The 13,961-nt window shown below is 62.6% G+C and carries 13 protein-coding genes; 6 read left to right on the top strand and 7 right to left on the bottom strand.

Annotation, left to right across the window (positions count from 1 at the left end):
• Window positions 1–35: 35 nt before the first annotated feature.
• Complete coding sequence (locus ACSQ3L_RS01750) at window positions 36–2,021, bottom strand: CocE/NonD family hydrolase (RefSeq protein ID WP_436158363.1); 1,986 nt, start codon at window positions 2,019–2,021, stop codon at window positions 36–38.
• Between the two features lie 180 nt (window positions 2,022–2,201).
• Between ACSQ3L_RS01750 and ACSQ3L_RS01745 the strand changes: the two genes are divergently transcribed.
• Window positions 2,202–2,450: a BrnT family toxin gene (locus ACSQ3L_RS01745; RefSeq protein WP_436163368.1), complete on the top strand. Its 249-nt coding sequence runs from the start codon at window positions 2,202–2,204 to the stop codon at window positions 2,448–2,450.
• Window positions 2,437–2,748: a BrnA antitoxin family protein gene (locus ACSQ3L_RS01740; RefSeq protein WP_436158362.1), complete on the top strand. Its 312-nt coding sequence runs from the start codon at window positions 2,437–2,439 to the stop codon at window positions 2,746–2,748. Before ACSQ3L_RS01745 ends, ACSQ3L_RS01740 begins: the two co-directional genes overlap by 14 nt.
• Window positions 2,749–2,757: 9 nt before the next feature.
• Here ACSQ3L_RS01740 and ACSQ3L_RS01735 read toward each other — a convergent pair whose 3' ends face one another.
• From ACSQ3L_RS01735 to puuE, 4 genes are all read right to left on the bottom strand, one after another.
• Window positions 2,758–3,351, bottom strand: a complete 594-nt coding sequence (locus ACSQ3L_RS01735) for a nucleoside deaminase (protein ID WP_436158361.1) — start codon at window positions 3,349–3,351, stop codon at window positions 2,758–2,760.
• Between the two features lie 67 nt (window positions 3,352–3,418).
• On the bottom strand, window positions 3,419–3,910 hold the full coding sequence (locus ACSQ3L_RS01730; RefSeq protein WP_436158360.1) for an ureidoglycolate lyase: 492 nt from the start codon (window positions 3,908–3,910) through the stop codon (window positions 3,419–3,421).
• Window positions 3,907–4,770, bottom strand: coding sequence for a bifunctional allantoicase/(S)-ureidoglycine aminohydrolase (locus ACSQ3L_RS01725; protein WP_436158359.1), 864 nt, complete (start codon window positions 4,768–4,770; stop codon window positions 3,907–3,909). The genes ACSQ3L_RS01730 and ACSQ3L_RS01725 overlap by 4 nt, the downstream gene beginning before the upstream one ends.
• A 10-nt stretch (window positions 4,771–4,780) precedes the next feature.
• A complete protein-coding gene (gene puuE / locus ACSQ3L_RS01720) occupies window positions 4,781–6,199 on the bottom strand; it encodes an allantoinase PuuE (RefSeq protein ID WP_436158358.1) in 1,419 nt (472 codons plus the stop codon).
• Window positions 6,200–6,403: 204 nt separating this feature from the next.
• Here puuE and uraH point away from each other — a divergent pair, with 204 nt between their 5' ends.
• The 4 genes from uraH (at window position 6,404) to xdhC (ending at window position 11,701) form a co-directional block, all read left to right on the top strand.
• A complete protein-coding gene (uraH, locus tag ACSQ3L_RS01715) occupies window positions 6,404–6,778 on the top strand; it encodes a hydroxyisourate hydrolase (RefSeq protein WP_109665587.1) in 375 nt (124 codons plus the stop codon).
• Window positions 6,779–6,781: 3 nt separating this feature from the next.
• Window positions 6,782–8,266: a xanthine dehydrogenase small subunit gene (xdhA, locus tag ACSQ3L_RS01710; protein ID WP_436158357.1), complete on the top strand. Its 1,485-nt coding sequence runs from the start codon at window positions 6,782–6,784 to the stop codon at window positions 8,264–8,266.
• On the top strand, window positions 8,266–10,617 hold the full coding sequence (gene xdhB, locus ACSQ3L_RS01705) for a xanthine dehydrogenase molybdopterin binding subunit (protein ID WP_436163367.1): 2,352 nt from the start codon (window positions 8,266–8,268) through the stop codon (window positions 10,615–10,617). The genes xdhA and xdhB overlap by 1 nt, the downstream gene beginning before the upstream one ends.
• A 61-nt stretch (window positions 10,618–10,678) precedes the next feature.
• On the top strand, window positions 10,679–11,701 hold the full coding sequence (gene xdhC / locus ACSQ3L_RS01700; protein WP_436158356.1) for a xanthine dehydrogenase accessory protein XdhC: 1,023 nt from the start codon (window positions 10,679–10,681) through the stop codon (window positions 11,699–11,701).
• 13 nt (window positions 11,702–11,714) lie between these two features.
• On the opposite strand, the gene ACSQ3L_RS01695 is transcribed toward xdhC, so the two are convergent.
• A complete protein-coding gene (locus ACSQ3L_RS01695; RefSeq protein ID WP_436158355.1) occupies window positions 11,715–12,968 on the bottom strand; it encodes an LLM class flavin-dependent oxidoreductase in 1,254 nt (417 codons plus the stop codon).
• Window positions 12,965–13,927 (bottom strand): LLM class flavin-dependent oxidoreductase, encoded by a 963-nt coding sequence (locus ACSQ3L_RS01690; RefSeq protein ID WP_436158354.1) that lies wholly within the window; start codon window positions 13,925–13,927, stop codon window positions 12,965–12,967. Before ACSQ3L_RS01690 ends, ACSQ3L_RS01695 begins: the two co-directional genes overlap by 4 nt.
• Between the last annotated feature and the right edge of the window lie 34 nt (window positions 13,928–13,961).

Genomic DNA, 13,961 nt, shown 5'->3' with positions numbered 1-13,961 from the left:
ATCGTACGTCGCAATTGGACCAACGAAACCGGTGCTCAAAGAAGCGCGCGCGGCACCTTCTCCTCGAAATTGCGCTCGAAGACGAGGGTTTCGCCCTCATAGGCCTCGATTCGGGCGCTGACGATGAAGTTTTGCGCATCCGACCGCATTTCGGCAGATGTCTCAGTGCGTACCGACCATCCATTTCGCGACAGGGTCTGCGTCCAGTGCGTCTTTCCCGAGGCCGACAGCGGGTCGTCGGGATGGATCGTCCAGGTCTCGCGGGCAATGCTGCCATTGGCCAGGCCATGAGCGAGATCGCGGACCTCGCCGAAATCATCAACGATGGAAAGCGTGACGATTCCGGTCTTCTCGTCACGATCGACATGGCGATCGGAATTGGTGGCGCGGATCGTCTCCGTTGCCCAGGGGGTGGCCCCTTCCGGCTCGGCGAACGTCACCTCGTCGGCTGTCGCCAGCGGCCGCAACGGCAAGCTGAGCGTCGCCGTCGACAAGGTCAGCCGGGCCGGGTCCGGCGACGGCCAGATCATCGGCCAATAGGCGTTCGACACGGCAATGCGCAGGCGGTGGCCCGCCGGCACGCGATAGGCGCATTGATCGAGCACGACACGCGCGGACACGGTTTCGCCCGGCACCAGGGCTTCCGGGAATTCGTGCGAGTTGCGATGCGTCAGGTTGAGCACGCCGTAGGAGATCAGCTCCGACGCACCGTCAGGGTGCACGTCGCACAGCCGGATCGCGAGGTTGGCCTGCGGGCGATCGGAGGACAGCCGCACCTCGACTTCCGGCGCGCCGACGATGTCGATCGCCTCACCGAGTTCCGGTTGGTCGAAACACACCGACAGGGCATCGTCGGGGCGCTGATCGCCGGGCAGTTCAGGGCCGAAGGTGAAGGGAAAATACTCGCCGCCGGCCAGGCCGCAGTTTTGCGGCGAGGCAACGATGGCAGGCTTTTCACCTGCCAGGATCAGATCGGCCGTTTGCGTTTTGATGGCTGGCGAGGGCCATTGCTGCTCGGCAATCCAGCGGCCGGGCCGCTCGGGATGCCAGCGCGCCGGACGCACGCTGTCCATGACATAAGCGCGGTAGGCCGGGTCGGTCTCGACGCCGGTCTCGGCGCCCTTCAGCCAGCGGTCCCACCAGCGCAACGCCTCCTGCAGGAAACCGATGGCAGGTTTCGGTCCTGCGTAATGCGGGTATTTGTGGATCCACGGGCCGACGATGCCCTTGACCGGGGCTTCGATGTTGGTCGCCAGATGCGAGACGGTGTTGCGGTAGCCGTCATGCCAGCCGCCGATCGACAGCACGGCGGCTTTGACGGCGGAAAAATCCTCGCAGATCGAGCCGCGCTTCCAGTAGGCGTCACGGTGCTGGTGCTTCAGCCACAGCGGCGCCAGGAAGGTCTGGTTCTCCAGCCGGGTCAGCCACAGGTCCCGCCATCTGTTGTCGCCGGCCAAAAGCGGGTCCGGCGGCCGCGACGAATAGGACAGCATGGTCGAGGCCCAGCCAAAATTCTCGATCAGCAGGCAGCCGCCCTTGTAGTGGATGTCGTCGGCATAGCGGTCGACGGTCGAACACAGGCTGATCACCGCCTTCAGCGCCGGTGGCTGCTTGGCCGCGACCTGCAGGCAGTTGAAGCCGCCCCAGGAGATACCCATCATGCCGACATTGCCGTTGCACCAGGGCTGCGATGCCACCCAGGCGATGACGTCGCAGGCATCCTGCAATTCCTGCTCGGAATATTCGTCGTCCATCAGCCCTTCGGAATCGCCATTGCCGCGCATGTCGACGCGGATCGAGGCGTAGCCGTGGCCGGCAAAATAGGGATGCGTCAGCTGATCGCGGAAGATGGTGCCGTCGCGCTTGCGGTAGGGCAGGTGCTCGAGGATCGCCGGCACCGGATCGCCACCGGCATCCTCCGGCATCCACACCCGCGCCGACAGCCGGCAGCCATCCGGCATGACGATGGCCATGTCCGGGAATTCGACGACCTTGCGGGGAAATTCAGTGACGGTTTTCATGGGAGCTCTCCAGGATGTCAGTGACGCATGAAACGCGTACGTCACGAAGTCAAACGGGCGACGGCCTATGTCGCCGAGACGACGCTTGGCAAGACCGTCCGACTTTCCATCTTGCGCTATCCTATTAATTTATGTATTACTTTTATTCGCTTTGGCCTGATGCATTGAGGACAGTCTCGACTGAAGATCGTTTGGGATGAGCCAAAGCGGGTGACGAACCTCGAAAGCCGAGGTCTGGACTTTGCCGAACTCGATATCGAGTTTTTTGCGACTTCAACCGTCCTCCCGGCCGGCCGATTTAAGGCGATTGGCGAATTCGGAGAGATCATTCTCGCCGTGATCTTTAAGCCGCTTGGTTCCGGAGCGATTTCGGTGATCTCGATGCGCCGTGCCAGCCGAAAGGAAAGGTCAGTATATGGGCAATCCTAAATCGCATGTTCGACCGCTTACCAATGAGGAGGAAGCGGAAATTCAACGACAAATTGCCGCTGATCCCGATGATGCGGAAGCGACCGACGAAGAGCTGGTGCAAGCCAAGCCTTTCGCAGAAGTGTTTCCAGAACTTTTCGAGAGTACAAGGCGTTCTCGTGGCCGGCCGACCGTGGAGAAGCCGAAGCAAGTTGTGTCCATCCGCCTGGATCAGGATGTCGTCAGAAAATTCAAGGCTACCGGCAAGGGTTGGCAAGCCAAGATAAATGAAGTGCTGAAGAACGCGAAAGTAGGTTAGGCATCAGCCTCAATTCAGCGGTATATCGTTCTCGGCCTTGCTGGATTGGTAGGCACTCGACAATTCATCATACCGCGCCGAAATCGCGCCAATACGCGTTTCCAGCCGTTGCCGCTCGGCCTCGGGCAAAGCTCGCACCAGCCGGCGAATGGAAAAGCTCTTCCAGTAGGCGTTCTCCGCATTGTAGCCGCCGGGGTCGAGGGTGAAGACCTCCTTCAGGATTTTCAGATCGTGCGGGATAGCAAAACTGTCGCGCGAATCCTCATGGCTGAACAGATAATAGAAATTGTCGAAGCCGGTCCAGGTGATCGCCGACAGACACAGCGAGCAGGGTTCGTGCGTGGCGATGAAGATGGCGTCTTTCGTCTCGACGCGCTCGGCCTTCGGCATTTCGTAGAAACGCTTCAGGCAGTGCACCTCGCCATGCCAGAGCGGGTTTTCCATCTCGTTGTTGGTTTCGGCGAGCACCAGCGAACGGTCGTCCTTGCGCAGGATCGCCGCGCCGAACAGCTTGTTGCCATGGGTAACGCCGTCGGCCGTCTTCGGCACGATGTCGTGCTCGATAACGTCGAGCAGGCGGTCGATCAGCGAAATGTCGGTCATCACGGGGTCTCCTGCTGCATGTCGCCCAAAAGTGCCCCGGTTTTGGGGTAACGACATGCACAAAAAATCAAGGGAGATGGATCTCGTAGGCGTGCGAGAAATGGAATTCCTCGAGGTTGGAACCGTCGCCACCACGGTCGACGATCAGGAAATCCTGAGGCTCGCCGAGCGGCGTCAGCACGCCATGCCAGAGATTGCGGGAATAGTTGATGCCTTGTCCGGGGGCGGTGATGAAGGCATGCGGCTCATCAGGCCCTTGCTCACCGTCATGACAGACGACGACCAGGAAGGGGCGCGGCGACAGCGGGATGAAGGCCTGGCTGCCCAGCGGGTGGCGCTCGACCATGCTCAGTTTCAACGGCAGTTCGTAAGGCGTGCCGCGCACCATCGAGATCAGCACGCGGGCGTTCGGCCCGGCCGCCTCGGCGGTTGCGAGATCGTGGTAGCGCTCGGCCTTGCCGCCATTGATCGGGTAGTGGTTGTCGCCGCCCATGTCGATGACGTCGCCGAAAGCGGCGAAGCTCTCGCGGGTCAGCGGGCGCGCGACGATACGGATCATGGCGCGCGCTTTGCGATGCCGGCGCCGCCGAGCTTGGCGTGCCGGTTGACGTCCTTGTAGAGCAGATAGCGGAATTTGCCCGGGCCGCCTGCATAGCAGGCCTGCGGGCAGAAGGCGCGCAGCCACATATAGTCGCCAGCCTCGACCTCGACCCAGTCCTGGTTGAGGCGATAGACCGCCTTGCCTTCCAGCACGTAGAGCCCGTGCTCCATGACATGGGTCTCGGCGAAGGGAATGACCGCGCCCGGCTCCAGCGTGACGATGGTCATATGCATGTCGTGGCGCAGATCGGCCGGATCGACGAAACGCGTCGTCGCCCAGCGGCCCTCGGTGCCTTGCATCGGCGTCGGCGCGATCTCCTGTTCGTTGGTGAAGAAAGCTTCCGGCACATCGAGACCTTCGACCGCCTCATAAGCCTTGCGAATCCAGTGGAAGCGCACGTCGGCCCTGTGCTCGTTGCGAACCGTCCAACCGCTGGCCGGCGGCAGGAAGGCAAAGCCACCGGGCCGTAAGACATGCTTCTTGCCGGCAAGCAGAACCGTCAGTTCGCCCTCGACCACGAACAGCGCGCCTTCGGCGTCGGCATCGGGTTCCGGCCGCTCGCTGCCGCCGCCGGGTGCAACCTCGACAATGTACTGCGAAAACGTCTCGGCAAAACCGGACAGCGGTCGCGACAATATCCAGACGCGCGTCTTGTCCCAGAACGGCAGAGCGCTGGTGACGATGTCCTGCATCACCCCCCTGGGGATGACGGCATAGGCCTCGGTGAAGACGGCGCGGCCGGTCAGAAGCTCGTTCTGGCCGGAATGGCCGCCATGTGGAGCATAATAGGTTCGCTCGGGCATCCTGATCGTATCCATGGGTTCAAACCTATTGCGGAAGCATGTCCTTGAGGCGGAGCAGCGCGATGCGCTCGACCTGTCTGCAGGCAGTCTCGAACTCGACGCCGCGGCTGTTGCCGATGCGTGCTTCGAATTCGGCGAGAATTTCTTGCCTGGTCTTGCCCTTCACCGCGATGATGAACGGGAAGCCGAAGGTGGTGACGTAGGCGGCGTTAAGCTTAGAAAACAGTTCGCGCTCCTTGTCGGTCAGCGCGTCGAGGCCGGCCGAGGCCTGTTCCCTGGTCGATTCCGCCGTCAGCCGCTTGGCCTTGGCCAATTTGCCGGCAAGGTCGGGATGGGCGTTGAGCACGCCGAGCCGCTCGGTCTCGCCGGCGGAGCGGAAGATGCGGCAGAGCGCATTGTGCAGGCCGCCTGCCGTATCGTGTGCCGGACCCAGTTCCAGCTCATAGGCGCGTTCGGCGATCCAGGGCGAATGCTCGAACACGCCGCCGAAACTGTGGACGAAGGTCTCGAATTCCATCCTGGATGGTCTGAGCGCCGCCGGCTTGTAAGGATGGTTTTCCTGCCAGTGCCGGGCGATGTCGATGCGCCGCGCCAGCCAGACCTTGTCGTGCGACTTCACATAGTCGACGAACCGCTTTAGCGCCGCCACCCGGCCCGGCCGCCCGACGAGGCGGCAATGCAGGCCAATGTTCATCATGCGCGGCCGCCCCGCCTGGCCCTCGGCATAGAGCGTGTCGAAACTGTCCTTCAAATAGGCGAAGAACTGGTCGCCCGAATTGAACCCTTGCGGCGTGGCGAACCGCATGTCGTTGGCGTCGAGCGTATAGGGGATGATGAGTTGTGTGCCGCCCTCATGCTCGAACCAGTAGGGCAGTTCGTCGTCATAAGTGTCCGACACGTAGTCGAAGCCGCCTTCTTCCGCCACGATCCGCACCGTGTTGACCGACGTGCGGCCCGTGTACCAGCCGGTGGGACGTGTCCCCGTCACCTCGTAATGCAATTTGATCGCGGCTTCGAGGTCGCGGCGCTCGTCCTCGGCGCTGTGGTCGCGGTAGTCGATCCATCTCAGCCCGTGCGAAGCGATCTCCCAGCCGGCTTCCTGCATTGCCGCGACCTGGTCGGGCGAACGGGCGAGCGCGGTGGCCACGCCGTAGCAGGTGATCGGCACCTCAGCCTCGGTGAATAGCCGAAGCAGCCGCCAGAAGCCGGCCCGAGCCCCATATTCGTAGATGGATTCCATGTTCCAGTGGCGCTGGCCCAACCAGGGTGCCGCTCCGACGATTTCCGACAGGAAGGCTTCCGAGGCCTTGTCGCCATGCAGCACGCAGTTCTCGCCGCCTTCCTCGTAATTGACGACGAACTGCACGGCGACATGCGCACCGCCAGGCCATTTCGGGTCCGGCGGATTGGCTCCGTAGCCCCGCATGTCTCTGATGTAACGCATCGTCCCTCCCGCTGGGCATGGCCCGAAGTATGATCAGAATATCGAAAGGGCTGCCTGCGCATTCCCCCGAAAATTTTTGAAAGTGTTTTTGTCGCACTCCGCTCGACCGGGACTTATGCATCGCCTTTAATTGGCGCACAATTCACTGTTGATATTTGATCGTACCGGGCCAAATTCGCCCGTAGCGGAAATGGGAGGCGGTCAATGGCAGAAACGTCGAAAGCCGATGGCGGGCGCCTGACGACCCATGTCCTCGACACGGCGACCGGCAAGCCGGCGGCGGGACTGTCGATCGCGCTCTATCATCTCGAGGGCAAGGCACGGACGCATCTGAAGACCGTTGTCACCAATGCCGACGGCCGTTGCGATAAGCCGCTGCTCGCCGATGCGGAATTCCGCACCGGCGAATACGAGCTGCTCTTCGCCGCGGGCGACTATTTGCGCCAGCAGGGGTTGAGCCTGCCGAAGCCCGCCTTTCTCGACGTGATACCGATCCGTTTCGGCATGGCCGAACCGGTGCATTACCATGTACCGCTGCTGGTCTCGCCCTACGGCTATTCGACCTACAGGGGGAGCTGAGGCATGGCCAAGATCAATATCCGCAACGAGATCCGCTTCATCCTCAATGGCAGGGACGTCGTGCTTTCGTCGGTGGCGCCGGATGCGACCTTGCTTGACTGGCTGCGGCTCGACCGTTCGCTGCGCGGCACCAAGGAAGGTTGCGCCGAGGGCGATTGCGGCGCCTGCACCGTGCTGGTCGGCAAGCTCTCGGCGGGCGGCGGCCTGGTCTATGAAAGCGTCAATGCCTGCATCCGCTTCCTCGGCTCGCTGGACGGCACCCATGTCGTGACCGTCGAGCATCTGCGCGGCACGCCCGGCCAGTTGCACCCGGTGCAGCAGGCGATGGTCGATTTCCACGGTTCGCAATGTGGCTTCTGCACGCCGGGCTTCGTCATGTCGCTCTATGGCTTGTGGATGAAATCACCCGACCCGTCTAACGCGGCCATCGAAAAGGCACTGCAAGGCAATCTCTGCCGTTGCACCGGCTACGAGGCGATCATACGCGCCGCGCGCGCCGTCTCCAGCTACGGCAAAGCGGCGAAGGATCCGTTGGCGGCGGAGCGCAAGGCGATCACCGCGAGGCTGGAAGCCATGCGTGACGGCGCTCGGGTCGAGATCGGTTCGGCCAAGACGCGGCTGGTCGTGCCGGCCAACGTCGACGATTTCGCCGCCGTGCTGAACAAGGAGCCGAGCGCCACCATCGTCGCCGGCTCGACCGATGTCGGCCTGTGGGTGACCAAGCACATGCGCGATATTTCGCCGGCCATTTTCATCGGCAATCTCGACGGGCTCTGCACCATCTCCGAAGAAAAGGGCGTCATCACCATCGGCGCTGGCGTCACCTACACCGAGGCGTTCTCGACGTTGGCCGAACGCATCCCGACGCTAGGGCCGTTGTTCGACCGGATCGGCGGCGAACAGGTGCGCAACATGGGCACCATCGGCGGCAACATCGCCAACGGTTCGCCGATCGGCGATACGCCGCCGCCCTTGATCGCGCTTGGTGCACGCCTCATCCTGCGCAAGGGCAACAACCGGCGGACCATCCCGCTGGAAACCTTCTTCATCGCCTACGGCAAACAGGATCGGCAGCCAGGCGAATTCGTCGAGGCCGTGCACGTTCCTGTTCCCGCCAAGGACACAAAATTCGCCGTCCACAAGATCACCAAGCGCCGCGATGAAGACATTACCGCAGCCCTCGGCGCCTTCTTCCTGACGCTGGCTGGGGATGGCACGGTGGCGGATGTGCGCATCGCCTATGGCGGCATGGCGGCGACGCCGAAGCGGGCGTCTTCCGTCGAAAAAGCGTTGCTCGGCAAGCCGTGGACCGAACAGACGGTCGAAGCGGCGATGGCCGAATATGCCAAGGATTTCACCCCGCTCACCGACATGCGGGCCTCGGCCGAGTATCGTGCCCTGGCGGCGCGCAATCTCTTGCTGCGCTTCTTCGCCGAGACCAGCGGCACCAGCGAGCCGATTCAGGTTTCAAGGCACGAGGCGGCATGATGAACAAGCACGCTGCGCCCAACTTCAAGGCTGAAAAGATCGCCGGCGGCGTCGCCACCGATCAGCGGCATGATTCCGCCCACAAGCATGTCAGCGGCACCGCTGTCTATATCGACGACATGCCGGAACCATCAGGCACGCTGCATGGCTGCCTCGGGCTTTCCAGTGCCACCCATGCCACCATCACCAGCATGGATCTCTCGGCGGTGCGTACAGCGCCCGGTGTCGTCGACGTGCTGACGGCCAAGGATGTGCCGGGTGAGAACGACATTTCGCCGACCGGCCGCCACGACGAGCCGGTGCTGGCTGATGGCAAGGTGCAATTCTACGGCCAGCCGATCTTCTGCGTCATTGCCGAGACCCGCGAGCAGGCGCGCCGCGCCACAAGATTGGCCAAGGTCGAATACAAGGAATTACCTTTCGTTACCGACATCGGCGCGCTTGACCCGAAGAAGGACAAGCTCGTCACGCCGCCTCTTACGCTGAAGCGTGGCGACGCCGCTGCCGCCATCCGTCAGGCGCCGCGCCGGCTGAAAGGAAAAATGCGCGTCGGCGGCCAGGAGCATTTCTACCTCGAAGGCCATATCGCCATGGCCATTCCGGGCGAAGACCAGGACGTCACCATTTATTCCTCGACCCAGCATCCGAGCGAAGTCCAGCATATGGTCAGCCATGCGCTCGGCGTGCCGAGCAATGCCATCACGGTGGAAATCCGCCGCATGGGCGGCGGTTTCGGCGGCAAGGAAACGCAGGGCAATCAATTTGCGGCATTGGCCGCGATCGCCGCGAAGAAACACCATCGCGCCGTGAAGATCCGCCCCGACCGTGATGACGACATGATCGCCACCGGCAAGCGTCATGATTTCCTGGTCGACTATGAAGTCGGCTTCGACGATGACGGCAACATCCTCGGCGTCGATTTCATGTTCGCGGCGCGCTGCGGTTTCTCGTCGGATCTTTCCGGCCCGGTGACGGATCGTGCGCTGTTCCACTGCGACAACACCTATTTCTGGCCGGCGGTGCACGCCCAGTCGGCGCCGCTCTACACCAACACCGTTTCGAACACCGCCTTTCGTGGTTTCGGCGGCCCGCAAGGCATGGTCGGCGCCGAACGCGTCATCGATGAGGTGGCCTTTGCCGTTGGCAAGGATCCGCTCGAAATCCGCAAGAAGAATTTTTACGGCACCTCGGATCGCAATATCACGCCCTACCACCAGACGGTCGAGGACAACATCATCCAGCGCATTGTCGCCGAGTTGGAGCAAAGCGCCAGCTATGCGCGGCGCCGGCGTGAGATATTGGCCTTCAATGCCAACAGCCGTTTCATCAAGCGCGGCCTGGCGCTGACGCCGGTCAAGTTCGGCATCTCGTTCACCGCCACGCACTACAATCAGGCCGGTGCGCTGGTGCATGTCTACACCGACGGTTCCGTGCATCTGAACCATGGCGGCACCGAGATGGGGCAGGGCCTCTACGTCAAGGTGGCGCAGGTGGTGGCGGAAGAATTCCAGATCGACCTCGACCAGGTGAAGATCACCGCGACCACGACCGGCAAGGTGCCGAACACCTCGGCCACGGCAGCGTCGTCCGGTTCCGACCTCAACGGCATGGCGGCGCAGAACGGCGCCCGCCAGATCAAGGATCGGCTGATCGATTTCGCCGCCGAAAAATATCAAGTGCCGCGTGATCAGGTGCTGTTCCTGCCCAACCGGGTGCGCATCGGCAATCAGGAGATCGCTTTCGCCGACCTCGTCAAGCAGGCCTATATGGCTCGCATCCAGTTGTCGGCGGCGGGTTTCTACAGGACCCCGAAAATCCACTGGAACCGCGACAAGGGCGAAGGTCGCCCCTTCTACTACTTCGCCTATGGCGCCTCGTGCTCGGAAGTCTCGGTTGACACGCTGACCGGTGAATACATGGTCGAGCGCACCGATATTCTCCATGACTGCGGCCACTCTCTGAACCGGGCAATCGACATCGGCCAGATCGAAGGCGGCTTCATCCAGGGCATGGGCTGGCTGACGACGGAAGAATTGTGGTGGGACGACAAGGGTCGGCTGCGCACGCACGCGCCTTCGACCTACAAGATCCCGCTCGCCTCCGACCGGCCGAAAATCTTCAACGTCACCCTGGCCGATTGGCCGGAAGCCGGTGAGCCGACGATCCACCGCTCCAAGGCGGTCGGCGAGCCGCCGTTCCCGCTCGGCATGTCCGTGCTGCACGCCCTGTCCGATGCGGTGGCAAGCATTACCGATCACAAGATCTGCCCGCGCCTTGATGCTCCGGCGACCCCGGAGCGGGTTCTGATGACGATCGAGCGGCTGAAGAAAGAGGCGCAAGCCGGCACCTGAATCCGGCAAACGTGCAATCCGGGCCGAAAAACCTATATATTCCCATTCGGGAACGTGAACCATGAACTCGAAAGTGCAAAGTCTGAAAGCCTTTCTCGCCAGCGTCGGCCGGGTTACCCTGGTCGAAGTAGCCGGCACCAAAGGCTCGACGCCACGCGAGAAGGGCGCTTTCATGCTCGTCTCGGCATCGGCGATCTTTGGCACGATCGGCGGCGGCCAGCTCGAATATATGGCCATCGACAAGGCCCGGCAGATGCTGGGTTCTTCACCCTCCCCCTTGTGGGGAGGGTCGGTGAGCGGACGCCGCGAAGCGGCGTCGGCGGACCGGGGTGGGGGAGCGGCGTTCCCACAGCCCCCACCCCGGACGACTTCGTCGTCCGACCCTCCCCACAAGGGGGAGGGTGAAGAAGCCCGCGTCAAGGTTGACGAAGTCTGCGCCACCCTCGACGTCCCGCTCGGGCCGGAGATCGGCCAATGCTGCGGCGGGCGCGTCGAAGTGTTGATCCGCCTCGTTGACGCCGCGCTCGCCGCCGAACTGATCGCGGCTGCGGAAGTCGAGGAGGCACACCTGCCGTATGTCTATATCTTCGGCGGCGGCCATGTCGGCCAGGCGCTGGCGTCGACGATCGCGCTCCTTCCCGTGCATGGTGTCGTCATCGAGACACGGGCCGAAGCACTGGAAGGCATGCCCGAAACCGTCGAGACCCGGCTGACAGCAATGCCGGAAGCGATGGTGCGCGATGCTCCGGCCGGCACCGCCTTCGCCATCCTCACCCATGACCATGCGCTGGATTTCCTGATCGTCGCTGAAGCGCTGAAGCGCGACGACACCGCCTATGTCGGCATGATCGGTTCGAAGACCAAGAAAGCGACATTCAGGAACTGGTTCCTGAAATCGGCGGACGGCAGCCAAGCCGAATTTGCCCGCCTCGTCTCGCCCATCGGCGGCGACACCGTCAAGGACAAGCGCCCGCAAGTCATTGCGGCGCTGGCCGCCGCCGAGATCATGACGGCGCTGGTCGTCCACACCGTCACGTCAAATGCAGAGCACAACGCTCTGCATGACAAGGTGCTGGCGGGCTAAGCTTGCGTCGCAGCTAAACCGGTCTTTTCAGACCCAGATGGTCGCGCAGTGTGCGGCCCTCGTATTCCTTGCGGAACAGGCCGCGCCGCTGCAGCTCCGGCACGACAAGCGTCGCAAAGGCATCGAGTTCGCCGGGGAAATAAGAGGGCATGACGTTGAAGCCGTCGGCCGCACCGCCCTCGAACCGCGCCTGCAGTTCGTCGGCGATTTGGGCCGCTGTTCCGACGATGCGCCAATGGCCACGCGCGCCGGCGAAATGCCGCGCAAGCTGCCGGATGGAAAGATTGTCGCGGCGGGACTGTTCGATGACCAGCGCTTGCCGGCTCTTCATCCCCTCGCTCTCCGGCAGTTCCGGCAGCGGCCCATCGATCGGATGGCGCCACAGGTCGGAGATGCTGAGATAGCTGGACAGCAGCGCAACGCCGACATCGTCGGGGATCAGCTCCTGCAATTCCTGATATTTTTCGCGGGCTTCCGCCTCGGTTTCCGCCACCACCGGCGCGACGCCCGGCATGATCTTGATATCGTCGGGCTCGCGCTCATAGGCTGCCACGCGACCCTTGAGATCGTCGTAGAAGGCCTTCGCCTCCTCGAAGGTCTGCGCCGCCGTGAACACCACGTCGGCGGTGCGTGCGGCAAGGTCGCGGCCGACATCCGAGGCGCCGGCCTGAACCATGACCGGGGCGCCCTGCGGCGAACGCGGCAGGTCGAGCGGGTCGCGAACTGAAAAGCTTTGGCCATCGTGACCGGAAGCCTTGCCGTGCCACAGGCCGGTTACCACCTCGGCGAATTCGCGCGCCCGCTCATAGCGGTCGGCATGGGGCTTGAGGCCTGTCGAGCCGAAATTGGCGGCCTCGATGGGGCTGGCTGATGTCACCAGGTTCCAGCCGGCGCGACCGCCGCTCAGATGATCGAGCGACAGGAAGGTTCGTGCAAGCCCATAGGGCTCGTTGTAGCTTGTCGAAGCTGTCGAGACGAGGCCGATGCGGCTGGTCTGGATGGCGAGCGCCGACAGCAGGCTGATAGGCTCGAAGCCGATCGAGCGCGAGGTCTGGCTGGCGATGCCGACATTGGCTTCACGCAGGCCGGCGGCGTCCTCGCAGAACACCATGTCGAATTTTGCCATCTCCGCCGTGCGCGCCAGCTGGATGTAATGGTCGATGTCTATGCCGGCCCTCACATGTGCCCTGGGGTGGCGCCAGGCGGCGATGTGGTGACCGGTCGCCCACAGGAAAGCGCCGAGCTTTATCTGGCGGGGCGGCGTCATGGCCTATTATCCTGACCGAACCCAAGACGGTCGCGCAGTGTCTTACCCGATTGTGCCTCCGTCAGTCGGTCGTGCGCGAGTTGTGGCAGCAGGCGCCCGGTGAAATCTTCCAAGGCGGCGGGATGGGGCTGCACAGCCAGAACGACGCCGTCGCAGCCAGATGAGAGGCATACGGCTTCCAGACTGCCGCCATCGAGTTCTTGCCCCGTATCCGCGAACGTCAGCACCTTTATTGACAGCGAGTCGCGCCCTGCCTCGCGCGCCTTGCGTTTGAGCTCGTCGCATGCCGTTTTGGCCTCCAACGGCTCACACTTGTTCAACAGCACCAAATCGGCGCGGCGGCTGGCGAAATCGAAATCATCTTCCTCTAGGTCCGATAACAGAAGTATCGGCCTATCCTGCGGCGAACGGGCGACGTTGAGTGGCCCGTATACCGAGAAGAATTCCCCGTTGTGATTCAGTGGGTGCATCTTCGCAGGGTCGTGGAAGCGGCCGCCGGCCTTGTCGAACAACAGCGCATCGTGTTCCCAGCCGACCCACAATACCCGTACAATATTGATGAATTCCTTGGCGCGACGCAGAAAATCATCGTCAGTGAAACCTTCGGGTCGGCTGAGATTCGCTGCTTCGCGCGGGTTCTGCCTCATCGTCGCGTTCCAGCCGATGCGGCCGTGGCTGATGATGTCGAGCGAAGCAAAACGCCTTGCTAGATTGTAGGGCTGATGCGCGAGCGTCGAGGCACTCGCCACGAGCCCGATCTTATCGGTGACGGTTGCCAGGGCCGCCAGTAGCGTTGTCGCTTCGAACGGGCTGCTCGACAGCTCATCCACGGAGTCTGAAATCACGACCATCTCAATGCCGGCCGCCTCTGCCTTCCGCACAAAATTCGTGATCTGGCCGAAATCCAGAGCGGGCTGTCCGTTGGTGGCAGCTATGTTGAGCGAAATGGCGAGATGCATTGCACCAACCTAAGTTCGCCAGCGCGCAAGGCAA

This window comes from Mesorhizobium sp. LjRoot246, from assembly GCF_964254115.1.
GTDB lineage: Bacteria > Pseudomonadota > Alphaproteobacteria > Rhizobiales > Rhizobiaceae > Mesorhizobium.
This window is presented reverse-complemented; position numbering and strand designations above follow the sequence as displayed.